We start from the raw sequence: 24154 nt of genomic DNA on the forward strand, positions 1-24154 counted from the left end.
GCCCGGGCCGCCTCCCGCGACACCAGGAAGGAGCCGCGGGCCATGATGTCGTGCTGGAGGTCCCAGTCCTTCGCGGAGGTCTCCAGCAGCGGCTTGGAGATCGAGATGCCCGCGTTGTTGACGACGAGGTCGACTCCGCCGAAGGCCAGCACGGCCGTCCGGAACGCCTCGGTGATCTGCTCCTCGGAGGTGACGTCCACCGTCACGGCGACGGCCTTGTCGGACCCGCCCAGCTCCTCGGCGACGGCGGCGGCGTTCTCCGCGTCGAGGTCGGCCACGACCACACACGCGCCCTCGGCCACGAGCCGGTGCGCGATGGCCTTGCCGATCCCGCTCCCGGCACCCGTCACCAGCGCCACCCGCGTCGCCAGCGCCTTGGGCTTCGGCATCCGCCGGAGCTTGGCCTCCTCCAGCGCCCAGTACTCGATGCGGAACTTCTCGGACTCCTCGATCGGCGCATAGGTGGAGACCGCCTCGGCCCCGCGCATCACGTTGATGGCGTTGACGTAGAACTCGCCGGCGACCCGGGCGGTCTGCTTGTCCTTGCCGAAGGAGAACATGCCCACGCCCGGCACCAGCACGATCGCCGGGTCGGCGCCGCGCATGGCGGGGGAGTCGGGCTCGGCGTGCCGCTGGTAATAGGCGGCGTACTCCTCGCGGTACTCGGCGTGCAGCTCCTTCAGCCGGGCGATGGCCTCGTCGAGGGGTGCACTCGGCGGCAGGTCCAGCACCAGCGGCCGCACCTTGGTGCGCAGGAAGTGGTCCGGGCAGGAGGTCCCGAGCGCGGCGAGCCGCGGGTGCTCGGCGCTCGCGAGGAAGTCGAGCACGACCTCGGAGTCGTCGAAGTGCCCGACCTGGGGCCGGTCCTGTGAGGCGATGGCCCGCACGTGCGGGGCGAGCGCGGCGGCCCGCTCCCGCCGCTCCGGGGCACCCAGCGCGGCGTACCCCTCGATCACCGGTCCGAAGGGCTCCGGCTTGCCCCGCTCGGCGAGGAACTTCTCGGCGGTCCGGATGATGTGCAGCGAGTTCCGCTCGCACTCCTCGGACGTGTCGCCCCAGGCTGTGATCCCGTGCCCGCCGAGAACGCACCCGATGGCCTGCGGATTGGCCTCCTTCACGGCGGCGATGTCCAGCCCCAGCTGGAATCCGGGCCGCCGCCACGGCACCCACACCACGCTGTCCCCGAAGCACTCGGCGGTCAGCTTCTCCCCGTCGGCGGCACACGCGAGCGCGATCCCCGAATCCGGGTGCAGATGATCGACGTGCGCGGCCTCGACCAGCCCGTGCATGGCGGTGTCGATGGACGGAGCGGCCCCGCCCTTGCCGTGCAGGCAGTAGTCGAACGCGGCGACCATCTCGTCCTCGCGCTCCACCCCCGGATACACCTCGGCGAGCGCCCGCATCCGGTCCAGCCGCAGCACGGCCAGCCCGGCCTCGGTCAGCGTCCCGAGATCCCCACCGGACCCCTTGACCCACATCAACTCGACGTCCCCACCGGTGACGGGGTCGGTATCGATGCCCTTGGCGGAGGCGTTGCCCCCCGCGTAGTTCGTGTTCCGGGGATCGCCGCCGAGCCGGTGCGACCGGGCGAGCAGAGCGTCAGCTTCGGGATGCACAGCCATGAACAGTTCCTTTTCAAAAGAGAGAGGGTGAGGTTCTTGCTTTCAGGGGCGCGGGGAACCGCGCGATCAACCACGGACCACCCGCACTCCGCGGTCAACAGATCAACGCAGACGCTTACGCACCCCACCCAGCCTGCTGTCCACCAACCCGCTCAGCCACGATCCGCTCACCCCACCCGGACCGCCGGTACGCAGCAATGGGATCGGGGTCCAACCCCATCTCCTCCCGCACTTCGCGAAGCAGCGGCCGCACATCCGTGTTGTACGCGTCCATCACCACGGCATTGGCCTCCAGCACATCACCACCGCGCTGCGCCGCCCCCAACGCGTCACCATCGACCAGCAACGCCTTCGCCGTCGCCTCCTGCACGTTCATCACCGACCGGATGATCGCCGGGATCTTCGCCTCGATGTTGTGGCACTGGTCGAGCATGAACGCGACCTCGGGCGAGAACCCACCGCCCCGCACGACCTCGTACATGATCCGGAACAGCTGGAACGGGTCCGCCGCCCCGACCATGAGGTCGTCGTCCGCGTAGAACCGCGAGTTGAAGTCGAACCCGCCGAGCTTTCCCTCACGCAGCAGCGTCGCGACGATGAACTCGATGTTGGTCCCCGGCGCGTGGTGCCCCGTGTCGACGACGACCTGTGCCTTCGGCCCGAGCTTCAGGCAGTGGGCGTAGGCAGTGCCCCAGTCCGGCACGTCCGTCGTGTAGAACGCCGGCTCGAAGAACTTGTACTCCAGCAGCATCCGCTGCCCGTCCCCGAGCCGCTCGTAGACCTCGGCCAGGCCCTCGGCCAGCCGGTCCTGCCGCCCCCGGATGTCGTCCTGGCCGGGATAGTTCGTCCCGTCGGCGAACCACAGCTTCAGATCCGTCGAGCCCGTCGCGTCCATGATGTCGACGCACTCCAGCAGATGATCGACGGCCTTCCGGCGCACGGAGGCCTCCGGATGACAGATGCTCCCGAGCTTGTAGGCGTCGTCCTGGAACGTGTTGGAGTTGATCGCCCCGAGCTTCACGCCCCGCTGCTCGGCGTGCTTCGCCAGCGCCGCGTAGTCGTCGACCTTGTCCCACGGGATGTGCAGGGCCACGGTCGGGGCGACGCCGGTGAACTCGTGCACCTTCGCCGCGTCGTCCAGCTTCTCGAACGGGGTGCGCGGCACGCCCTCCTGCGCGAAGACCTTGAAGCGTGTGCCCGAGTTCCCGTACGCCCACGACGGCGTCTCGACGGCCTGTGTCTTGAGAGCGGCCTTCGCCGCGGCGAGCTCGGTCACGTCAGGCTCCTGTGACATCGGGTCGTGACGACCACTGAATGAAACGATTCAGGACGCGAAGCTATGGGCCCTCCGTAGGGGTGTCAACCCCTCCGGCCGAGGCGGCTTGCCGTGACCCATGCGTGACCTTCTGTCCTCGAAACTTTTTCGACCAGAACCCATTGACGTGACATGCGCGGCCCGCCTAACGTCCCGGCAACCAAGTTGAAACCTTTCACGACGCCGAGAGGGCCGACCCGCCGGCGTCGTCGAGGAGCCCTCATGACCCACCCGTCCACCACGGGTCCGGCCCCGGTTCTCGCTCTGCAGGACGTCTCCAAGTCCTTCGGCGCGGTCCGCGCACTGCGGGACGTCTCCCTGGAGCTGTTCCCCGGGGAGGTGCACGCACTCGCCGGCGAGAACGGTGCCGGCAAGTCCACCCTCATCAAGACCCTCGCCGGCGTGCACCGCCCGGACGCCGGCCAGGTGCTGCTCGACGGTGCGCCCGTCGCCTTCCACGGCCCCGGCGACGCCCGCGACGCCGGCATCGCCGTGATCTACCAGGAGCCCACGCTCTTCCCCGACCTGTCGATCGCCGAGAACATCTACATGGGCCGCCAGCCGCGCCGCGCCCTCGGCCGGATCGACCACAAGGCCACCCACAACGCGACGGCCGCCCTCATGGAGCGACTCGGGGTCGAACTCGACCCCGACCGGCCCGCCCGCGGCCTGTCCATCGCCGACCAGCAGATCGTCGAGATCGCCAAGGCCCTCTCCTTCGACGCCCGCGTCCTGATCATGGACGAGCCGACGGCCGCCCTCACCGGCAGCGAGGTCGCCCGCCTCTTCGGCGTCGTCCGCACCCTGCGCGACCAGGGCGCCGCCGTGCTGTTCATCTCCCATCGGCTGGAGGAGATCTTCGAGATCTGCCGACGGGTCACCACCCTGCGCGACGGCGCCTGGATCGCCAGCGAGCCCCTGGACGGCATGACCGAGGACGACCTCGTGCGCCGCATGGTCGGCCGCGATCTGGACGAGCTCTACCCCAAGCAGGACGTGACGCCGGGCGAGGTCGCCCTGAGCGTGCGCCGGCTGACCCGCGAGGGCGTCTTCACCGACGTCTCCTTCGAGGTCCGGCACGGCGAGATCGTCGGCCTGGCCGGACTGGTCGGCGCCGGGCGCACCGAGGTCGCCCGGGCCGTCTTCGGCATCGACCGCTGGGACGCCGGCGAGGTTACCGTCCACGGCAAAGCCCTCGTCAACGGCGCGCCCTCGGCCGCCATGGCCGCCGGAGTCGCCCTGGTCCCGGAGGACCGGCGCGCCCAGGGCCTGGTGATGGACATGTCCATCGAGCGGAACATCGGGCTGACGGGCCTGCGGACGACGGTGAAGGCCGGGCTGATGGACCGCGGCGCCGAGCGCAGCCGCTCCCTCGACTGGGCCGTCAAGCTCCAGGTCAAGTACGCCCGGATCGCCGACACCGTCAACACGCTGTCCGGCGGCAACCAGCAGAAGGTCGTGCTCGCCAAATGGCTGGCCACCGGCCCCAAGGTGCTGATCGTCGACGAGCCGACCCGGGGCATCGACGTCGGCACCAAGGCCGAGGTGCACCGGCTGCTGTCGCAACTGGCCGCCGACGGCGTGGCCGTCCTGATGATCTCCTCCGACCTGCCCGAGATCCTCGGCATGGCCGACCGCGTGCTGGTGATGCACGAGGGTCGCCTCACCGCCGAGATACCGCGCACCGACGCCACCGAGGAAACCGTGATGGCCGCAGCCACCGGGAGGGCCGCCGCATGACGGTCGTGACCCCGCAAGAGGCCCCCGTGGCCGACGTGCCCAAGTCCAGTGGCACCCGGCTGGTCGACCGCGTCTTCAAGATGCGCGAACTCGCCATCCTGCTCGTCTTCCTGGTGATGATCGGCGTCACCCAGGCCGGCAACAGCCAGTTCCTGTCCGAGCAGGGCATCAAGGACCTGCTGCTGAACGCGACGATCCTGGTCCTGGTCGCCACCGGCCAGTCCCTGGTGGTCATCACCCGCAACGTCGACCTGTCCGTCGGATCCACGCTCGGCATCAGCGCGTTCGCCGCCGGAACGTATCTCCAGGGCGGCGGCAACTCCGTCGTGGCGATCGCGCTGGCGGTGCTGCTCGGGATCGGCTTCGGACTGCTCAACGGACTGCTCGTCAGCCTCGGCCAGGTGCCCGCGCTCGTCGTCACCCTCGGCACGCTCTACATCATCCGCGGCATCGACTCCATCTGGGTCGGCTCCCGCCAGATCACCGCGGCCGATCTGCCCGGCGGATTCGTCGACTTCGGTTCCGGCGGCATCTCGGCGGTCCCCTACCTGGCGCTGATCGCGCTGGCGGTGCTCATCGCCACCGCCTACTACCTCAGGCACTTCGCCAGCGGCCGCGAACTGTACGCGCTCGGCTCCAACCCCGAGGCCGCCCGCCTCGCCGGGATCCCGGTCCGTAAGCGGATCCTCGCCGCGTACACCTTCTGCGGCGCTCTCGCCGGGCTCGCCGGCGCGATGTACCTGGCCCGGTTCGGCAACGTCGACTCCGGCACCGGAAACGGCTACGAACTGACCGTCGTCAGCGCGGTGGTGGTCGGTGGTGTCGTCTTCACCGGCGGCTCCGGCAGCGTCTACGGCGCGGCCCTCGGCGCGCTGCTGCTGACCTCCATCAACAGCGTGCTGCCCGCCCTCGGCGTCAGCTCCGTGTGGGTGCTCGCGATCAACGGCATCCTGCTCATCCTCGCCATCGCGGTCGACCGGATCGTCGCGCTGCGCGTGGCCTCCGCCCTGAAGAAGAGGAACGCCCGCCATGGCTGACATCTCCCTGAGCCGAGCGATCCGCTGGTCCGCCTTGAAAAGGTGGGATTCCGCCGTGGGCGCCCTGCTCGTCGTGGTCCTGCTGTTCTCCTTCGGCTTCGTCGACGGATTCGGCAACGCGCTCAACCTGTCGTTCCTGATCGGCAACACCCTGCCCATCGCGCTGATCGCGCTGCCCATGACCCTGCTGGTCGTCTCCGGCGAGATCGACCTGTCGGTCGCTTCCACGGCCGGTCTGTCCGGCGCCGTGATGGGCGCGCTGTGGAACCAGGGCATGGCCATCGAGACGATCATCCCGATCTGCCTGCTGCTCGGTGTCGTGTGCGGGCTGGTCAACGGGCTGCTGGTGACCCGGCTGGGGCTGCCGTCCCTCGCCGTCACCATCGGCACCCTCGCCGCCTACCGGGGCATCGCGCAGATCGTGCTCGGTTCCGACGCGGTGACCGACTTCCCCACGCAGTACCTGGACTTCGCTGCCGGGCGCATCGGTGACACCTTCATCCCGTACGCCTTCCTGCCCTTTCTCGTCCTGCTCGCCATCGCCGTGGTCGCGCTGCACGCCACGCCGTTCGGGCGGTCGCTGTTCGCGATCGGTGCGAGTGAGGAGGCGGCGCGGTTCGCCGGTATCCGGGTCAGGCGGCAGAAGCTGATCCTGTTCACGCTGACCGGGCTGATGGCCTCCCTGACCGGCATCTTCTGGGCGCTGCACTACGCCAGCGCCCGCTACGACAACGCCACCGGCCTGGAACTGTCCGTCGTGGCCGCGGTGTTGCTCGGCGGCATCGACTTCGACGGCGGCAAGGGCACGTTGGGCGGGGCGATCGCCGGGGTGTTTCTGCTGGGGGCGCTGCAGAACGTGATGAGCCTCCAGGACGTTTCCGCGCAGTCGCAGATCGTCGTGACCGGTGTGTTGCTGGTGCTGTCCGTGCTCGGGCCGCGGGTGGCTCGGCAGATCGCCGTCCTGCGTGCTCAATCGTCCGGCTGACCCGTCGTCCGTGGCTGGTCGCGCAGTTCCCCGCGCCCCTTTCGGGGCGCTCCCCTTCAACCTCGTTCAAAGGAAACCATCATGCGCAACTCCACCCTCCGCCGCAGCTGTGCGGCCCTCGCCACCGCCACATCCCTCGCACTCGCGTTGACCGCCTGCGGCGGCGGCACCACCAAGAAGGACGTGGCGAACGAGGGCGCTTCCGCCGCCACGGCCGGCAAGGCCGACCCGAACGCGGCCACCAAGAAGGGCCTCACCGTCGGGTTCCTGCCCAAGCAGGTCAACAACCCGTACTTCACCAGCGCCGACAAGGGCGGCGAGAAGGCGCTCAAGGAGCTGGGGTCCAGTTACAAGGAGGTCGGGCCGTCCAGCGCGACCGACACCGCCGGGCAGGTCTCCTACGTCAACACGCTCACCCAGCAACAGGTCGACGCGATGGCCGTGTCCGCCCAGGACCCGGGTGCGCTGTGCACCGCGCTCAAGCAGGCCATGAAGAACGGCATCAAGGTCGTCACCTACGACTCCGACACCACGCCCGACTGCCGCAACGCCTTCGTCTCGCAGGCCTCCGCCGAGGACCTGGGCCGTACCGAGGTGCAGCTGCTCGCCAAGCAGATCGGCTACAAGGGCGAGATCGCGATCCTGTCCGCCGCGCAGACCGCGACGAACCAGAACACCTGGATCGACTTCATGAAGGACGAGCTGAAGAAGCCCGAGTACAAGAACATGAAGCTGGTGAAGACCGCGTACGGCAACGACGACGCCCAGCAGTCCTTCCAGCAGACCCAGGGCCTGCTCCAGGAGTACCCGAACCTGAAGGGGATCATCTCCCCGACCACCGTCGGCATCAAGGCCGCCGCCCAGTATCTGTCGGGCTCCAAGTACAAGGGCAAGGTCAAGCTGACCGGCCTCGGCACCCCGAACGACATGCGCAAGTACGTCAAGAACGGCACCGTCGAGGCGTTCGAGCTGTGGGACCCGGCCAAGCTCGGCGAACTGGCCGCCCGGACCGCTGTCGCCCTGTCCTCCGGACAGATCACCGGCAAGGAGGGCGAGACCTTCAAGGCCGGCTCCATGGGCGAGTACACCATCGGCAAGGACGGCGTGATCAGCCTCGGCAAGCCGACCGTGTTCGACGCCAAGAACATCGACCAGTTCAACTTCTAGTCCCTGGAGGGTTGTCGATGCAGCGCGTGTGCTTCCTGCTGAAGGTCCGGGCGGAGCGCCTCGACGAATACCGCGAGCGGCACGCCGCGGTGTGGCCCGAGATGCTCCAGGCACTCTCGGAGACCGGCTGGCACAACTACTCGCTCTTCCTGCGCGAGGACGGACTGCTGGTCGGCTACCTGGAGACCGAGGACTTCGCGGCCGCCCAGGCCGGAATGGAAGCCACCGACGTCAACGCCCGCTGGCAGGCGGAGATGGCGCCGTTCTTCGAGTCGCTGGACGGCGCCCGGCCCGACGAGGCCATGAAACCGCTCACCGAAGTGTTCCACCTCGCATGACGATGGAGTCCACGAGATGCACAGACGTACGTTGCTGGCCGCCGCCCTCGCGGGAGCAGTGGTGACCCCCGCCCTGGCCTCCGGCACCGCGCGGGCCGCCGACCCGGGCCCCTCGGTCACCCGCAACGGCACCACCACGCTCGACAGCCAGGCCCTCTTCTTCGTGTCCTACGACGGGCTGGTCAACAACAACTCGTTCCAGAAGAACGGCCTGCTGACCTACAAGGGCTACCAGTACGCCGTCTGGTACACCGCCGACCGCAACGCCGTCGTCGGCCGCCGCGTCCTCGGCGGGAGCACCTGGTCGACCGTGAAGGTCGGGCACACGCTGCGCTACAACGACTCCCACAACGTCATCTCCATGGGCGTCTCCAAGGTCGACGGCCGGCTCCACCTCAACATGGACTCCCACAGCGACGGCTTCACCTACGTCAAGTCCGCCGCCGGGCTCATGGACAACCCCGCGGGGCTGAGCTGGACCGCGAGCCGTTTCGGGGCGCCCCAGTCCACCCTGGACGGGCTGGCCCTGACCTCCCAGTTCACCTACCCGCAGTTCGTCGCCACGCCCGACGGCAAGCTCCAGCTGAGCTACCGCGTCGCGATCTCCGGCAACGGCCGCAACGCCCTCGCCGAGTACGACGGCACGAAGTGGACCGACCTCGGCGAGTGGTCCAGCGCCACGGGCACGTACACCAGCGAGCACGGCTCCTCGACGGCCCGCAACATGTACTTGCACGGCATCGACTACGACCGGAACGGCCGGCTGCACTCCTTCTTCACCTGGCGCGAGCAGAACGGCGCCGTGATGTGCAACAGCGGCGGCATCACCAACCACGACACCGGCTACGTTTACTCCGACGACCGGGGCCGCACCTGGCGCAACAACGCCGGAACCGTCGTCGGCGTCACCGGAGGCTCCGACAAGGTGTCCGTGACCGACGCCGGCCTGGTCGTCGACCCGCTCAACCCGGACCACTCCCTGATGAACCAGGAGAGCCAGTTCACCGACTCCGCGGGCCGGCCGCACGCGATCATCTCCTACGTCCCCGGCCGCTTCGGCCAGTGCACCACGAACTACGTCGCGAACCGGACCGCCAACGGCCGTGCCTTCCACGTCCGCAGGAACGCCGCCGGCACCTGGCAGAAGACCGAGATACCGGTACCGCTGAACTCCAGCCAGCGCACCAAGCTGATCCTGGACAAGTACGACAACGCGTACGCGGTCTTCCCGTTCGGCCGGATCGCGGGGGCCTCCGCCGCCTCCGGCTACACGGACTGGAAGATCCTTTTCGACGGCAGCGGCCTCAACGCCTTCGGCGAGGTCGTCATCGACGAGACCCGGGTCGCGCAGGACGGGGTGCTGTCGTTCATGTACCAGGAGAAGTCCACCGGTACGACGCCCTCGGCGCTGCACGTGACGGACTTCCGCCTGCCCGCCTGACCGCATCCGGTTCCCGGGGCGGCGTGCCGGTAATGTGAAGCCGCCCCGGCCGCCGCCCCCCTCGTCTCCCTCTGGAGGTCCCTGCCCGATGGCCCAGTCGGTGGGTATCAAGGACGTCGCCCGCGTCGCCGGAGTCTCCGTCGGCACGGTCTCGAACGTGATCAACCGCCCGGACACGGTCGCGACCGAGACCCGGGCCCGGGTGCTGTCCGCGATAGACCGGCTCGGGTACGTCCGCAGCGAGTCCGCGCGCCAGCTGCGCGCGGGCCGCAGCCGCATCATGGGGCTGCTCGTCCTCGACATGGGCAACCCGTTCTTCGTCGACGTCGCGCGCGGAGCCGAGCGCGCCGCCCGGCAGGCCGGACTCGGCGTCATGGTCTGCAACAGCGCCCAGAACCCGGGCGAGGAAGCCGAGTACCTGTCGCTCTTCGCCGAGCAGCGGGTGCGCGGCGTGCTGCTCACCCCGGCCGACGCGACCGGCCGCAACATCGAGACGTTCCGCCGGCACGGCATCCCGTTCGTCCTGGTCGACCGGGTCGCCGAGGGCACCACCGAATGCTCGGTCTCCGTCGACGACGTCGCGGGCGGCGCCCTGGCCGTACGCCACCTCGTCGACGCCGGGCACCGCTCGATCGCCTACGTCAGCGGTCCGCCCGGCCTGAACCAGGTCAGTGACCGCCGCACCGGCGCCCTCCAAGCGCTCGCCGAGGCCGGGCTCGGCGCCGACGCGCTGCGTGAGCTGCCGACCGAACGGCTGGACGTCGCCGCGGGACGGGACGCCGGGGCCCGGCTGCTCGGGCTCGCGGACCGGCCCACCGCCGTGTTCTGCGCCAACGACCTGCTCGCCCTCGGTGTCCTGCAGGCCATGTACGCGGCCGGTGTCGGTGTCCCCGACGACCTCGCCATCGTCGGCTACGACGACATCGAGTTCGCCGCCGCCGCGGCCGTCCCGCTCACCTCGGTGCGGCAGCCCGCCGTCACCATGGGCGCCATGGCCGCCGACCTGCTCCTGGAGGAGACGGAGGAGGAGGGCGCGGCGCGCGCCCACGAGCACCGCAGGGTCGTCCTGCAGCCCGAACTGGTGGTCCGTCGCTCCAGCCTGTCCGCCCGCTGAGCCTGAACGGCCGTTCAGCAAGGTTTCATGATCGAGGGGCTCACTCACGGACGATCCTTGTGATGAACTGGGACGCGCCCCGCACATCCGTCCGTCCCGGGAGCCCTGTTGACCGTCAGCTACCGCCAGCCCGGAGTCCTCCTCACCGACCGCCGCTTCACCGTCCCCCTCGACCACGGCCGCCCCGCGGGCGAGACGATCGAGCTGTACGCCCGCGAGGTCGTGGCGAGCGACAAGGCATCCCAGGACCTGCCGTGGCTTCTCTACCTCCAGGGCGGACCCGGCTTCGGCGCCGACCGGTCCGTCGGACGGCCGGGCTGGCTCGGCAGGGCCCTGAAGGAGTACCGCGTCCTGCTCCTCGACCAGCGCGGCACCGGCCACAGCACTCCCGCGAACCGCCAGACGCTCCCGCTGCGCGGCGGTCCGGCCGAGCAGGCCGACTACCTCGCACACTTCCGCGCCGACTCGATCGTCCGCGACTGCGAGGCCGTCCGCGCGGAACTCACCGGCGGCAAGCCCTGGACCGTCCTCGGCCAGAGCTTCGGCGGCTTCTGCGCGACCACCTACCTGTCCTTCGCCCCCGAAGGCCTGGCCACCGCCGTGATCACCGGCGGCCTGCCCTCCCTGGACGCCCACGCCGACGACGTCTACCGGGCCGCCTTCCCGCGCATCGAACGCAAGGTCGCCGCCCACTACGCCCGCTACCCGCAGGACGCCGAGCGCGCCCGCCGCATCGCCGACCACCTGCTCCACCACGACGTGGTCCTGCCGAACGGCTACCGGCTCACCGTCGAGGCCTTCCAGTCCCTCGGCATCGCCCTCGGCACCGGAGACGGCACCCACCGCCTGCACCACCTCCTCGAGGACGCCTTCGTCCGCACCCCGCAGGGCTCCACGCTCTCGGACGCCTTCCAGGAGCAGGTACAGGCCATGCTCTCCTTCGCCCGCCACCCGCTGTACGCCCTGGTCCACGAGTCGATCTACGGCCAGGACGCCCGGCCCACGGCATGGTCCGCCGAGCGGGTCCGCGCCGAGTTCCCCCAGTTCGACGCCGCCAAGGCCCTCGCCGGTGACGAGCCCCTGCTGTTCACGGGCGAATCGATTCACCCCTGGATGTTCGACTGCGACCCGGCCCTGCGCCCGCTGCGCGAGACCGCCGAACTGCTCGCCGCCCGCACCGACTGGACGCCCCTGTACGACCCGGCCCGCCTCGCCGCCAACACGGTGCCGGTGGTGGCGGCCGTCTACCACGACGACATGTACGTCGACACGGCCCACTCGCTGCGCACCGCCCGTACGGTCCGGGGGCTGCGCACCTGGATCACGGACGAGTTCGAGCACGACGGCATCCGCACCGGCGGCCCCCGCGTCCTCGACCGACTGCTGGCGCTGGTGCGGGACGAGGCGTGATGCCGCGCCGCACGCCCCGTGACGCCAGTGGCGCGGACTAGTCTGCGGACATGACGACCACTCAACTCCAGCCCATGCCCGGCGACTGGCGGCGTGCCCTCGCGGTCGTGGCACACCCGGACGACCTCGAGTACGGCTGCTCGGCGGCGATCGCGGCGTGGACCGACGAGGGCCGCGAGGTCGCCTACGTCCTCGCGACCCGGGGCGAGGCCGGCATCGACACCATCGAGCCCGAGCGGTGCGGGCCGCTGCGCGAGCGGGAGCAGCGGGCGAGCGCGGCGGTGGTCGGCGTGTCGGAGGTGGAGTTCCTCGATCACAAGGACGGTGTCATCGAGTACGGCACCGCCCTGCGCCGCGACATCGCCGCCGCCATCCGCCGCCACAAGCCCGAGCTGGTGCTCACCCTCAACCATCGCGACACCTGGGGCGGCGTCGCCTGGAACACCCCGGACCACGTGGCCGTCGGCCGGGCCACGCTCGACGCGGCGGGCGACGCCGGCAACCGGTGGATCTTCCCCGAGCTCGTCGAGCAGGGCCTCGACCCCTGGGACGGCGTGCGCTGGGTCGCGGTCGCGGGTTCCAGCACACCCACGCACGCGGTCGACGCGACAGCCGGGATGGAACGGGCCGTGCGCTCCCTGCTGGAACACCGCACCTACATCGAGGTGCTGACCAGCGAGGACCCGGAGACGTACGTACGCGGCTTCCTGACGCAGCACGCGGAGAGGACGGGGGAGCGGTTCGGGGGCCGCCCCGCGGTGGCGTTCGAACTGTTCAGCAGATGATCAGCGGTTGACCAAGACGACGGGGGAGACCATGACAGGCAACGAGGAACTGGCGCACCGGTTCGAGGAACACCGCGGACACCTCAAGGCGGTGGCCTACCGCATGCTCGGATCGCTCTCCGAGGCGGAGGACGCCGTCCAGGAGACCTGGCTGAAGCTCAGCCGCACCGACACGGACGACATCCAGAACCTCGGCGGCTGGCTGACCACGGTGACCGGCAGGGTCTGCCTGGACATGCTGCGCTCGCGCACCGCCCGCCGCGAGGAGCTGCTGGGCGACAGTCAGGACACGGCGCGGGCCCATGTCCCGGATCCGGTGCTCCGGCCCTTGTCCCACATCGATCCGGCCGAGGAAGTGCTCCAAGCCGACTCCGTGGGCCTGGCCCTGCTGGTCGTGCTGGAGAACCTGACGCCCGACGAGCGGCTCACGTTCGTACTGCACGACATGTTCGCCGTGCCGTTCGACGAGATCGCGCCGATCGTGGAGCGCAACCCGGCCGCGACCCGGCAACTCGCGAGCCGCGCCCGGCGCCGGGTGCGCGGTGCCACCCCGTCGGCCGAACCGGATCTCGGCCGGCAGAAGCAGGTGCTCGACGCCTTCCTGGCCGCCTCGCGCGCCGGGGACTTCGAGGCGCTGGTGGCCGTCCTGCACCCGGATGTGCTGCTGCGGGCCGACTCGGGCGCGCTCGTGCGGGGCGCGGCCGCCTCCAAGGTGGTCCAGGGCGCGAAGGCGGTGGCGGAGCAGGCGCTCATGTTCGCCCCGTTCACGCAGGCCGCGGAGCTGGTCCTGGTCAACGGCTCGGTCGGAATGGTCAACGCGCACGGGGGCCGCGTCCAGTCGGTCATGGGCGTCACGATCGTCGACGGCCGCATCACGGACATGTACATCCTGGCCGACCCCGAGCGGCTGGAGCGTCTGGAGGTGCCCGGGCCGGCGGTGTGACCGGAACCGGCCCGTCAGTTGTCGTTTCGTATGCTGAACGGCATGCGAGAACACCAGGCCGGGCAGGCGGACCTGCGCGGCGATTGCGAGCGGTGCTTCGGGCTGTGCTGCGTCGCCCTGCCCTTCGCCGCTTCGGCCGACTTCGCGGTCGACAAGGCCGCCGGCACGCCCTGCCGCAACCTTCGCGAGGACCACCGCTGCGGCATCCACGCCAGGCTCCGGCAGAAAGGATTCACCGGCTGCACGGTCTACGACTGCTTCGGCGCCGGGCAGCAGGTCTCCCAGGTCACCTTCGGCGGACAGGACTGGCGGACCGGGCCGCCGGAGCGGGCCCGGCGCATGTTCGACGTGTTTCCGGTGGTCCGGCAGCTGCACGAGCTGCTGTGGTACCTCACCGAGGCGCTCACCCTGCCGGCGGCCCGCCCCGTCCACGCCGAACTGCGCGAGGCCTTGCGGAAGACCGGAGAACTGACCGCCGGGACCCCCGAGGAGCTCGCCGCGCTGGACGTGGCGGCCCACCGCCAGGAGGTCAACGTCCTGCTGCTGAGGACGAGCGAGCTGGCCAGGGCCGGCACCAAGGGCCGCAAGAAGGACCGCCGGGGTGCGGACCTCATGGGCGCCCGCCTCAAGGGCGCCGACCTCCGCGGGGCCTGCCTCCGCGGCGCCTACCTCATCGCCGCCGACCTCACCGGAGCGGACCTGCGGGGAGCCGACCTGATCGGTGCCGACCTGCGCGACGCGGACCTCACCGACGCCGATCTGACCGGGGCGTTCTTCCTCACCCAGCCACAGCTGAACGCGGCCCGGGGAAGCGCGGGGACCCGGCTGCCCGGGTCAGTCACCCGCCCCGGGCACTGGACAGCGCAGGTCTGAGGCCGGCTCCCGCACCGCCGTGCGGCGCTCCGGGCGCAGCCGCAGACCCTCCGGCATCAGCGTCAGCCGTTCCGTCACGCGCAGCCGGTAGGCCGGGTCGGCCCGCAGTTCGTAGCGCCGCAGCAGCAGCCCGAGCACCAGCGTGGCCTCGTGCAGTGCGAACTGCCGCCCGATGCACGCCCGCGCGCCCGTCCCGAACGGCTTGAAGGTGTGCGGGGGCCGGGACCGTACGGCGCGGGCGTCGAAGCGGTCGGGGTCGAACCGTTCGGCGTCCGCTCCCCACACCTCGGGGTCCCGGTGCAGCATCGGCGTCAGCACCAGCGCCCACGCCCCGCGCCGCATGGGGTGCTCGCCCGCCAGCACCGTGTCCTCCCTGGCCTCCCGGGAGAAGGCGGGCGCGGTGGGCCACAGCCGCAGCGACTCGTCCAGCACCCGGCGGACGTGGCGCAGCCGGGCCACCTGCTCGTAGGCGGGTTCCGCCGTGTCTCCCCACACCCGGTCCACCTCGGCGCGGGCCCGGGCCGCGATCTCGGGGTGGCGGGCGAGGTAGTGCAGGGCGAAGGAGAGCGCGCCGGAGGTCGTCTCGTGTCCGGCCACGAGGAACGTGATGACCTGGCGGCGGACGTTCTGCGGCGACAGCCGCTCCCCGGTCTCGGGATGGGCCGTCTCCAGCATGCGGTCGAGCAGATCACCGTCGCCGCCGCCGGTGGCGCGCCGGGCCCGGACCAGTTCGTCGACGGTGTGGTTGAGGTGGGCGATGTCGGCCTCGTTGCGCCGGCTCGCGCTCCGCAACAGCAGCGGGGCCAGCGGGAGGGGCACGGTGTTGAGCCGCTGGGCGTAGGTCAGCGTGCCCACCATCGCGGTCACGAAGGGATGCGGCCGGGAGCGCTCGAACGAACCGAAGTCGTGCCCGAAGCCGGTGCGCGCGATCGTCTCCAGCGTCAGCTTGGTCATGTCGCCGGGCACGTCCACCGCCCGGCCCCTCGCCGCCGCCCGGTCCCAGTGCTCCGTCAGCCGCTGCGCGACCGACAGCATCATCGGGTGGTAACCGGCCATGGCGTCGCGGCTGAAGCCCGGCGCGAGCACATCGTGGGCCAGCTGCCAGTTCGGCTCGTGGTTGTACGCCGTGAACAGGCCGTCCCCGGCGACCGGCCGCAGGTTGGCCACGCCGAGCCCCACGTGCTTGGCGAACCGCGACTCGTCCGCGAGGTCGGCCGCGTGCCGGGCACCCCACACGAACACGAACTCCTTGCCGAACGCCTTCCGCCGGAACACCGGCCCGAGTTCGCGGGCGTAGCGCAGCGAGTCCTGCAGGGGAGTGCGCCGGTTCACTCCCACCACGTCCCCGAGCAGCGGGATCCGGCGCGGCGGATGCGGAATGCGGTCCAGCTCCGGCCAGCCCAGCTCGGCACTCCGGAAACCCTTGGGCTGCCCGGTCCGTATCGGCGCCTCCGTCATGACGCGATCTCCCTTGATCCGACGGCGGGTTCGCAGGTGTTGTACGTGAGTTCAATAACGCGGTTCAGTGTGGTCCCGTTGTTGAACCGGCGTCAAGTAAAGTGCGGGCATGGCTGCGAACCAGGGCGGGCGCACGCGCCGCCGGCTCAGCACCGAGGAGCGCCGGGAGCAGCTCCTGTCGGTCGGTGCGCGGCTGTTCTCGGAGAGCCCCTACGACGACGTGTGGATCGAGCAGGTCGCCGAGATCGCCGGAGTGTCGCGCGGGCTGCTGTACCACTACTTCCCGACCAAGCGGGACTTCTTCGCGGCGGTCGTCGAGCGCGAGAGTGAGCGCATGCTGCGCATGACGGCGGCGGTGCCCGGCGTCCCGGTCCGCGAGCAACTCGGGGCTGGTCTGGAGACGTTCCTGGAGTACGTCCAGGCGCACGCGCACGGCTATCGCGCCTTCCACCGCGCCGACGCGGCGGGGGACCAGGCGGTGCGGCGCGTCTACCAGCGGGCCCTGGCCGCGCAGGAGCGGCAGATCCTCGCCGCGCTCGCCGCGGATCCCGAGTTCGGCCCCGCCGTCGAGGGGCGGCCGGAGGTCCGGCTGGCCGTGCGCGGCTGGCTGGCGTTCACCACGGCCGTCTGCCTGGAGTGGCTGCGCGGCACGGAGTTGGGGCGCGAACAGGTGCGCGAGCTGTGCGCACGCGCCCTGCTGGGCGTTCTCGCGCCCTGACAGGTCTCGCAAAGGTCGTGTGACGCGGTTGGCCTGCACCCCGATCTCCGATAGGTTAGGTGAGGCTTACCTAAGGAGGTCTGGGATGGGTGACGACAGCCACAGCTGGACGGCGGCTCCCGCCGCCGCGGAGCGGGCGCGCTCGGTGCTCGCCGCCGCGTGGTCCTGCTCCGTGACCGCGGAGGGCACACGGGAGGAACTGGTCGGCGCGCACAGCGTGGACGAGGACGGCAGGGTGCTCGTGGACGTGCCCGAGGACAGCGCCCTGCTCGCGGCCGCGATCTGCGCACCCCGCGGCGAGCCGTCCGCGGTGCTGGAGTTCGCCGATGTCGCGCCCGTCCCGGTCCGCAACCGCATCCGCGCCCGGCTGTGGCTCGCGGGCTGGTTCGCCGTAGAGGGAGGCAGGCTCGCCTTCACGCCCACCCGTGTCGTGCTGCGGCAGCCGTCCGGCTCCGTGGTCGTCGACCTCGCCGAGTTCGCCGCCGCCGTGCCCGACCCGCTCACCACGGCCGAGGCCCGGCTGCTGACCCACCTCGCCGACTGCCACGCCGACGCCGTCGAACGCCTCACGCGGCTGGTGGACTCCGACAGCCTGCACGGCGCGGTGCGCGTCCAGCCGCTCGCCGTCGACCGGCACGGACTGACGCTGCGCATCGAACGGGTCCGCGCCCACGGCGACGTACGCCTCGCCTTCCACGCGCCCGCCGACGATGTCGCGCAGCTCACCGAGCGCATGCACGTCCTGCTCGGCCAGGCCGCCGCGTCCTGCCCGCGGGCCCTACAGCGGCAGCGCACAGACGGCGACGGGTGAGGGGAACGGCCCGCCGGCGCGCCGCAGTGCGCCGCTGCCCTCGTCCACGTGGAAGACGGTGACGGTGGAGGACTTCTGGTTCGCCGCGAACAGCAGCGTGCCCTCCGGGGAGAACGCGATCTGCCGGGGGAAGTCACCGCCCACCGGCACCGTGTCGAGCAGCCTGAGCCGCGCGCCGTCCGCCTCGACGGCGTAGCGGGTGAGGCTGTTGTGGCCGCGGTTGGCGAGATAGGCGTACCGGCCGTCGGCGGTCACCAGGATCTGCGCCGGGTAGTTCGTGCCCGAACCCGTGCCCGTGGACTGCGCTTCGCCGACGGTCAACCGGCCGGAGGCCTTGTCGTAGGAGCAGACCGCCACCGTGTTGTCGACCTCGTTGGCGAGGTACGCGTACCGGCCGCCCGGGTGGAACGTGAGATGGCGCGGTCCGGCGCCCGGCCGGGTGTGTGCCTGCGCGACCTCGGTGAGCGTGCCCGCCTTCTCGTCCAGCCGGTACGTGTAGACGGTGTCCGTCCCCAGATCGACGGCGAGCACATGGCCCCCGTCCGGGCTCGTGACGACCTGGTGGGCGTGCGGGCCCTCCTGGCCGGGGCCGGGCGGGGGAGCGGAGTGCCGGACGAGGGCGGTGCGTTCGCCGAGGACGCCCGAGGCGTCGATGGGATGCACGGCGACGCTGCCCGTGCCGTAGTTCGCGCTGAGCAGCCAGCGCCCGCCCGGATGCACCGACAGATGGCAGGGGGCCGCCCCGCCGGTGCTGCGGCTGCCCAGCACCTTCCGGTCGGACAGCCGGACGGCGGTCACGGCACCGTCCGCACGCTCGTCCACCGCGTACAGCGTGCCGCGGTCCGGGTGGATCGCGAGGTACGACGGGTCGCCGACGCCGCTGATCGTGCCGACGCCGGTGATCTCACCCGTCGCCGCGTCGTACGTGGCCAGGCCGATGCCCTTGCCGCCGCCCTCGACGGACGTGTAGGTGCCGAGGTGGAGCGGGCGGGGCCCGGAGGGGCGCCGGGCCTCGCGCGACGGGCTCGTACTCGCCTCGGGCGTCGCGGCCGGGGTCGACGGGGGCGCGGGCGCGTTGTCGCAGGACGGCAGCGCCGCCGCGGCGGCCCCGCCCGTCAGTACGCCGACGAACCGGCGCCTGCTCCAGCCACCACTGTCCATGTCGCCCCTCAGGTCGTCACTCGTCCCTGTCGTGACTGCCACCTTGGCGTTTGCCGGCCCTCGGGTGCAACAAACGGCAGCGGGTGTTGCGTGCCGCGCAACGCACCGCGGGGGAGGGGCCGGCGGTCCCCGTCCTCGACGCGCCCCGCCGGCCACCGGTCCCCGTCGGCGACGTCCCCCGGGACGACTACCAGTCCCCGTCCGCGACCGGTCGGCCCGGGGCGTCCTTGAGTTGCTGCGTCTGCCCCGGCGTGGGCGGCTGCCAGGGCTCGTGGTCGTCGCCGAGCCAGTCGCCGACCGGCTTGACGGACTGGAGCGCGTCCGTGGGGGCGAGGTCCTCCGCGTCCTGGTCGAAGTAGTCGAACCAGGGCAGGCCCGCCCGGGTGTAGGCGGCCCGGTCCACCGGCGACGGCGGTGCGGCCTCGCCGGTGATGCGGCGCCATTCCGGCGGGGTCACCAGGTGCACGAACACCCGTCCCGCGGGCTTTTCCGACCAGTCCGAGAGCGGCCGGTCGTCCCTGTAGACCTCCTGCCGCATGGAGCCGCCGGCACCCAGCCCCATCGCGGCGGCCGCGCGCCGCGGGCTCGCCGGACCGCCCGCAGCGGCGGGTGCCGGGGCCGATCCGGGGGCGGACGGGGCGGGGACCGCTCCGGGGGCCGGCGGGGCCGCCATGGGCATCGGGGCGCCGTAGCCGCCGGACGCGGGTGGCGCCGCCATGGGCATCGCGGCACCGAAGCCACCGGCCGCGGCAACAGGCGGGCTCCCCGGCATCGGCGCGCCGTAACCGCTCGGCGGGGGCATCGACGAAGCCCGCTCCGCCCGCTCCCGCTCCTCGGCACGCCACCGCCCGAGCTCCCGGTCGTTCAGCGCGAAGGACTGAAGCTGTACGCCGCCCCATACCTCCTCGCCCGTGACCTGCCCCTCGACGGTGGCGCCCATGCCGAGCGGCACGGCCACGAACTGCCGGACCGTGCCCGTGCCGGAGTTGATGCCGTCCAGCCAGGGCTGACGGGGGAGCACCACGTAATTCTGCGGGCCGCGAGTCGGCCGGTCGCTCCAGGGTCGTCCCGAGACCGCGCACACCTTGCCGACGCCGACTTGGAGCGCGGCCGGCTCCGAGGTGCCCGCGAAGCTCAGCCACATCGCCTCGCGCAGATACACCGGCAGCATCACACCGCCGCGTGCCCGCCACTCCTCGGGGACCCTGTCCGCGTAGTCCGCGATGCGCCGCACCGGGAACTCGCCGAGGCCCGGCGGCAGCGGATGCGTACCGGTCTCCGGCAGGCGCAGCGTGCGGATGAACCGCACCGCGACCCCGCCGGGGAGCCGCAGTGTGTTCCCGTCGATCCGCACGGTCGTGTCGGCCATGGTCCGCTCCTCGCCTCGGGTGCCGGCCCCCTGCCGGCGTTCCCCTCAGCGAGTACGCCCACCGAACCCCGCGCGGTTCCGCCACATCTGCTCCGTGACGCCCAGCCGCTCCCGCAGCCGCGTCAGACGGGGCATCCGTGCCCGCTGCTCGCCCGACACGCGGTCCAGTTCCTCGAACAGGCGGCGGGTGCGGTGCTCGGTGTCGAGCTCGTCGAGGATGCGGTTGACCTCTGTCAGGACCGCTCCCGGAAGCTGCCAGTGCCGCGGGTCGCGCTCGGCCTCCTCGCGCAGCAGCAGGGCCAGCTTGTCGCGGGTGCCCGCGGCGGTGCGCAGTTCCGCGGCGAGCCGTTCCTCCGCGGACTCGGCGCTCGCGCTCAGGTGCGTGGTGACCAGCACCGCGAAGCTCACCACGGCGTCGGCGATCTCGGACAGCAGCTGTGCCAGGGCGGCGCCCGTCTCCGCTTCGAACGGCGGCTCGGGCTCGCGCTCCTTCGCGAGGTCGGTGAGGGAGCGGGCCAGCACGCGCAGGACGACCGTGCAGATCTCCAGCGTGTCCAGCCCGGTGCGCAGCACGACCCGGTGCAGCACGCTGTCCTGCACGCGCGGGTTGAGCCGCAGACTGTCCTCGGCCTGCCGCAGCGCCGCGTCCACCTCGACGATGTCGTGGTCCAGGCGGCGGGCCTCGTGCAGCTGCTTCTCCGCGCGGTCCACGGGCGTGCCGCCCGCGGCCTCCTCGCCCATCCGCAGCATCAGCTGCCGCAGCCGGCGGGACAGGCCCTCGATCGACTCGCCCGCCTCCTCCACCCACACCGGCGGAGCCAGCAGCAGGTTGCAGGCGAGCCCGACGGACGCGCCGATCAGGGTCTCCACCACCCTGGCCCAGGCGGTGTCTCCGACGGTGGTGACTCCGAGGACGAGCATCGCGCTGATCGCGACCTCGGGTACGTACTCCTCCACCCGGACCAGCCGTCCGACGGCCAGCGAGGCCACCAGGAGCAGCGCGAGGCTCCACCAGGTCAGGCCCACCAGCAGGCTGAACGCGATGGCGACGAGCACGCCCGTGACGACGGCGTTCACCCGCCGGAAGCCGTTGGTGATCGTGGCGTACAGCGTCACCTGGACGACCAGCAGTGCCGTCAGGGGCGCGGTGAGAGGGGCCGGCTCGGGGCTCAGCCGCAGCGCGATGACGTACGCGATCGTCGCCGCCGTCGCGGACCGCAGCGTCTGGACGACCACCGGATCACGACGCTTCCGCACGATCCGCTCGGCGTGCGCCGTCCACTCACGTACCTCTCGCATCCTCGGGCTGTTCCCCTTCCCAGGCGCATCGAACGCATCCGTCGCACACATCCATGAAGGATGCTCATGAAGGACGTTAGTGCCGGGGCAAACCGCGGGCGACCGAGGGGCTCAGGCGTACACCTTGTCGAGAAAGGCGGCCAGATTGCCCGTGGTCCGCGCGATCTGCTCCTCCAGGGTGAGACTCTCCTCGAACCGGGACCCCGGCTCCGGCGTCTTCTTCCCGCGTACGTACAGGGAGCAGGCGAGGTCGGTGCACATGTACGCGCCGACGGAGTTGCCCTCCCGCCCGGCCGGCCCCGCCTTCCGCGCGGTCATCAGCGAGACCCCGCCCCGCGGGTGCGTCGTCAGGCACAGCGAACACATGCTGCGGTGCAGGAACCCGCGCTGCGCGGCCTGGAACCGCATCGCCAGTCCCACGAGCCGCCCGTCCCGCTCGGTCACCAGATAGCTCCGGTCCGGCGCCCCCGGATCCCGCCACCCGAGGAAGTCGAGATCGCCCCAGGGCCGCCCATCGAGATCCCTGGGCACGGCAAGCCGCTTGGCCTCGCCCTTCGAGCAGTTGACGAAGGAGGCGCGGATGTCCTGCTCGGTGAGCGGCTGCATGGGTGCTCCTGAACGTTGTCTTCGCAAACCTAGGGGTCCTAGGTTTTGGGGGCGAGGTCAGATTAGACAGTCGCGACGCGGGGGGCGACCGGATTTTCCGTCAGGCCTCGGCGCCCGAGGCCTCCGGCGGCCAAACGCCCGGCCTGAGCACCCCCAGCGCATAGGCCCGGGCCACCAGTTCCGTGCGGTTGGACGCGTGCCAGCGGGACGACAGGCGGCGTAGGTGGTAGGTCACGCCGTCGGTGGTGAGGCCGGTCTCCCGAGAGGCCCGGGCCGTGGTGGCGCCGGCGGCCAGGAGGGTCAGGATGTGGGCCTCCGTCGGGGTGACCCGGGCCTGTTCCGCGGGGGCGGCGGGGGAGGGGGCGCGTTCGGGGTCCACCCGGAGCATCACCAGCAGGGCCGGGGTGTCCTCCGCCGTGTCGCTGACCGGATCCGCCGTCAGTTCGCCGGTGCGCTCCGCGCCACCCGGGGCCCGCCAGCGCACCGACACCTGGTAGCGCGAGCGGCGGCGCAGGCGCAGGGCCTCGGCGATGCGCTCCACCTGCGTCGCCTCCCGCGGGCTGAACAGCTCCAGCACGTCGCGGCCGCGCAGCCGCCCCGGCGTCCTGCCGCACTCCGCCGCCATCGCCGGATTGGCCAGCAGCACCGCCCCGTACACGTCGCACACCGCGACCGGCATCGCGACCCGGTCGAACAGCAGCAGGGCGCGGTTGCGCCACGTCACGGCCTCGTGCCGGGCCAGGTTCACGAGCTTCTCCTGCCACGCCGGGCCGCTCCCGCGCAAGAGCGGCGCTTGTGCTTGTACTACACAATCATGTAGGGCCGGGGCGCCGCCTCCCGGGCCCGGTGGATCACGCTGGAGCGCAGTACTTCCGTACCGCGAAAGGCAGTTGCCGCGTCATGCCCCCCACCGGACAGACCCCCCTGACCGCCGACACCCTCCCCGGCGTCCCCGTCGCCGACATCTCCGCCACCGGACCCGGCGGTGCGCCCATCCAGCAGGTCATGGACCTGATGCGCGAGCACGGGCCCGTGCTCGTGCGGCGGCTGTACGGGCGGGACACCCTGTTCGTGGGCGACCTGGACCTCGTGGCCGAACTCGCCGACGAGCAGCGGTTCGCCAAGCACATCGGGCCCGGTCTGGGCAACGTCCGCGAGTTCGCCGCCGACGGCCTGTTCACCGCGTACAACGACGAGCCCAACTGGGCCAAGGCGCACGACATCCTCATGCCCGCCTTCGCACTCGGCTCGATGCGCACCTACCACCCCGTGATGCTGGAGGTGGCCCGCCGGCTCATCGCGTCCTGGGACCGCGACGCCCTGGCCGGGAAGCCGGTGAACGTGCCCGACGACATGACCCGCATGACGCTCGACACCATCGGACTCGCCGGCTTCGGCTACGACTTCGGCTCCTTCGAACGGGCCGAGCCGCACCCCTTCGTCCAGTCGATGGTCCGCTGCCTGGAGTGGAGCATGACCCGCCTGGCACGCGTCCCCGGCCAGGACTACTCGGAGCAGGACGCGGCCTTCCGGGAGGACTCCGCCTACCTCGCCCGGGTCGTCGACGACGTCATCGCCGCGCGCACCGGCACCGACCAGAGCGACTCCGACGACCTCCTCGGCCTGATGCTCACCGCCCGGCACCCGGCCGACGGCACCACGCTCGACACCGCCAACATCCGCAACCAGGTCATCACGTTCCTCATCGCCGGCCACGAGACCACCTCCGGCGCCATGTCCTTCGCGCTGTACTACCTGGCCAAGCACCCCGCCGCGCTCCAGCTGGTGCAGCGCGAGGTCGACGCGCTGTGGGGCGACCGGGCCGACGTCGAGCCGACGTTCGACGAGGTCGGCCGGCTGACCTACACCCGCCAGCCCGCGTCAGCACCAGCGGCCCGCACCCGCGCCCCAGCGCGCCCCCGCAGGGCAGCAGGGCGTAGTCGTCGAGGACGTAGGGCAGCA

The 24154-nt window shown here is 71.5% G+C and carries 22 protein-coding genes; 14 read left to right on the forward strand and 8 right to left on the reverse strand.

Annotation, left to right across the window (positions count from 1 at the left end):
- Together rhaD and rhaI are read right to left on the reverse strand one after the other, a co-directional pair.
- Positions 1–1622 (reverse strand): bifunctional rhamnulose-1-phosphate aldolase/short-chain dehydrogenase (gene rhaD, locus ABT116_RS22975; protein WP_351636942.1); only part of this gene is annotated, 1622 nt, incomplete at its 3' end.
- Between the two features lie 115 nt (positions 1623–1737).
- Positions 1738–2898 (reverse strand): L-rhamnose isomerase, encoded by a 1161-nt coding sequence (gene rhaI / locus ABT116_RS22980; protein WP_351636944.1) that lies wholly within the window; start codon positions 2896–2898, stop codon positions 1738–1740.
- A 261-nt stretch (positions 2899–3159) separates the two neighbouring features.
- On the opposite strand from rhaI, the gene ABT116_RS22985 reads away from it, so the two are divergent.
- From ABT116_RS22985 to ABT116_RS23035, 11 genes are all read left to right on the forward strand, one after another.
- Positions 3160–4677 (forward strand): sugar ABC transporter ATP-binding protein, encoded by a 1518-nt coding sequence (locus ABT116_RS22985; RefSeq protein ID WP_351636946.1) that lies wholly within the window; start codon positions 3160–3162, stop codon positions 4675–4677.
- The gene (locus tag ABT116_RS22990; RefSeq protein ID WP_351636948.1) at positions 4674–5714 is read left to right on the forward strand and encodes an ABC transporter permease; all 1041 of its coding nucleotides are present in this window, start codon (positions 4674–4676) and stop codon (positions 5712–5714) included. The genes ABT116_RS22985 and ABT116_RS22990 overlap by 4 nt, the downstream gene beginning before the upstream one ends.
- Complete coding sequence (locus ABT116_RS22995; RefSeq protein WP_351636950.1) at positions 5707–6699, forward strand: ABC transporter permease; 993 nt, start codon at positions 5707–5709, stop codon at positions 6697–6699. The genes ABT116_RS22990 and ABT116_RS22995 overlap by 8 nt, the downstream gene beginning before the upstream one ends.
- An 81-nt stretch (positions 6700–6780) precedes the next feature.
- Positions 6781–7866, forward strand: coding sequence for a rhamnose ABC transporter substrate-binding protein (gene rhaS / locus ABT116_RS23000; protein WP_351636952.1), 1086 nt, complete (start codon positions 6781–6783; stop codon positions 7864–7866).
- Between the two features lie 17 nt (positions 7867–7883).
- Positions 7884–8204 carry an L-rhamnose mutarotase gene (locus ABT116_RS23005; protein ID WP_062930800.1) on the forward strand — a complete coding sequence of 107 codons (321 nt, stop codon included), beginning with the start codon at positions 7884–7886 and terminating at the stop codon, positions 8202–8204.
- 16 nt (positions 8205–8220) lie between these two features.
- Positions 8221–9645 (forward strand): BNR repeat-containing protein, encoded by a 1425-nt coding sequence (locus tag ABT116_RS23010; RefSeq protein WP_351636955.1) that lies wholly within the window; start codon positions 8221–8223, stop codon positions 9643–9645.
- 88 nt (positions 9646–9733) lie between these two features.
- Entirely contained in the window at positions 9734–10759 is a 1026-nt protein-coding gene (locus ABT116_RS23015; RefSeq protein ID WP_351636956.1) for a LacI family DNA-binding transcriptional regulator, read from the forward strand.
- 108 nt (positions 10760–10867) lie between these two features.
- On the forward strand, positions 10868–12169 hold the full coding sequence (locus ABT116_RS23020) for an alpha/beta fold hydrolase (RefSeq protein WP_351636958.1): 1302 nt from the start codon (positions 10868–10870) through the stop codon (positions 12167–12169).
- A 50-nt stretch (positions 12170–12219) separates the two neighbouring features.
- Positions 12220–12954 (forward strand): PIG-L deacetylase family protein, encoded by a 735-nt coding sequence (locus ABT116_RS23025; protein WP_351636960.1) that lies wholly within the window; start codon positions 12220–12222, stop codon positions 12952–12954.
- Positions 12955–12985: 31 nt separating this feature from the next.
- Positions 12986–13897: an RNA polymerase sigma factor SigJ gene (sigJ, locus tag ABT116_RS23030; protein ID WP_351637001.1), complete on the forward strand. Its 912-nt coding sequence runs from the start codon at positions 12986–12988 to the stop codon at positions 13895–13897.
- 30 nt (positions 13898–13927) lie between these two features.
- Positions 13928–14770: a pentapeptide repeat-containing protein gene (locus tag ABT116_RS23035; RefSeq protein ID WP_351636962.1), complete on the forward strand. Its 843-nt coding sequence runs from the start codon at positions 13928–13930 to the stop codon at positions 14768–14770.
- On the opposite strand, the gene ABT116_RS23040 is transcribed toward ABT116_RS23035, so the two are convergent.
- Positions 14732–16228 carry a cytochrome P450 gene (locus ABT116_RS23040; protein ID WP_351636964.1) on the reverse strand — a complete coding sequence of 499 codons (1497 nt, stop codon included), beginning with the start codon at positions 16226–16228 and terminating at the stop codon, positions 14732–14734. The genes ABT116_RS23035 and ABT116_RS23040 overlap by 39 nt on opposite strands.
- 109 nt (positions 16229–16337) lie before the next feature.
- On the opposite strand from ABT116_RS23040, the gene ABT116_RS23045 reads away from it, so the two are divergent.
- Both ABT116_RS23045 and ABT116_RS23050 read left to right on the forward strand, forming a co-directional pair.
- Complete coding sequence (locus ABT116_RS23045; RefSeq protein ID WP_351636966.1) at positions 16338–16946, forward strand: TetR/AcrR family transcriptional regulator; 609 nt, start codon at positions 16338–16340, stop codon at positions 16944–16946.
- An 85-nt stretch (positions 16947–17031) separates the two neighbouring features.
- On the forward strand, positions 17032–17757 hold the full coding sequence (locus ABT116_RS23050) for a DUF2470 domain-containing protein (protein WP_351636968.1): 726 nt from the start codon (positions 17032–17034) through the stop codon (positions 17755–17757).
- Here the strand turns inward: ABT116_RS23050 and ABT116_RS23055 are convergent.
- From ABT116_RS23055 to ABT116_RS23075, 5 genes are all read right to left on the reverse strand, one after another.
- Complete coding sequence (locus ABT116_RS23055) at positions 17725–18918, reverse strand: lactonase family protein (RefSeq protein WP_351636971.1); 1194 nt, start codon at positions 18916–18918, stop codon at positions 17725–17727. The two genes, ABT116_RS23050 and ABT116_RS23055, sit on opposite strands and share 33 nt — an antisense overlap.
- Before the next feature lie 187 nt (positions 18919–19105).
- Positions 19106–20287 (reverse strand): hypothetical protein, encoded by a 1182-nt coding sequence (locus tag ABT116_RS23060; protein ID WP_351636974.1) that lies wholly within the window; start codon positions 20285–20287, stop codon positions 19106–19108.
- A gap of 45 nt (positions 20288–20332) precedes the next feature.
- Positions 20333–21586 carry an FUSC family protein gene (locus ABT116_RS23065; protein WP_351636977.1) on the reverse strand — a complete coding sequence of 418 codons (1254 nt, stop codon included), beginning with the start codon at positions 21584–21586 and terminating at the stop codon, positions 20333–20335.
- A 111-nt stretch (positions 21587–21697) separates the two neighbouring features.
- Complete coding sequence (locus ABT116_RS23070; protein WP_351636981.1) at positions 21698–22192, reverse strand: FBP domain-containing protein; 495 nt, start codon at positions 22190–22192, stop codon at positions 21698–21700.
- Between the two features lie 100 nt (positions 22193–22292).
- The gene (locus tag ABT116_RS23075) at positions 22293–22940 is read right to left on the reverse strand and encodes a PAS domain S-box protein (RefSeq protein WP_351636984.1); all 648 of its coding nucleotides are present in this window, start codon (positions 22938–22940) and stop codon (positions 22293–22295) included.
- 152 nt (positions 22941–23092) lie between these two features.
- Between ABT116_RS23075 and ABT116_RS23080 the strand changes: the two genes are divergently transcribed.
- The coding region (locus ABT116_RS23080; RefSeq protein ID WP_351636997.1) for a cytochrome P450 at positions 23093–24154 on the forward strand (1062 nt) is incomplete at its 3' end.

The sequence above is a fragment of the Streptomyces sp. NPDC002130 genome, assembly GCF_040296465.1.
GTDB lineage: Bacteria > Actinomycetota > Actinomycetes > Streptomycetales > Streptomycetaceae > Streptomyces.